At 71.0% G+C, this 238-nt stretch carries 1 protein-coding gene; it reads right to left on the bottom strand.

Annotated features, from left to right (window positions below):
* Positions 1–238, bottom strand: a 238-nt coding sequence (locus I5I_RS11685) for an OsmC family protein (RefSeq protein WP_036319644.1), incomplete at both ends; no start/stop codon positions are given.

The following is a 238-nucleotide window of genomic DNA, read 5'->3' on the forward strand; positions in this document are numbered from 1 at the left end:
GAGCTCGGTCCCGGGGATCCTCTAGAGTCCTCGCGGGCCTGGTCGGCGGGGATACCGGGCAGCACAGCGGTGAGGGCGACGGCGAGTCGGTAGGCGCCGTCGGTGTCGGCTCCGATGCTGACGCGGGCGGTGACGCTGGTGTCGTGAAGGGAGACCTTGCGCATGCGTGCGGCGAGCTGGAGGGAGCCGTGGAAGCAGGCCGCGTAGCCGGCGGCGAAGAGGATCTCTGGGTTGGCTG

The organism is Microbacterium sp. B24 (assembly GCF_000333415.1).
In the GTDB taxonomy this organism is placed as follows: Bacteria; Actinomycetota; Actinomycetes; order Actinomycetales; family Microbacteriaceae; genus Microbacterium.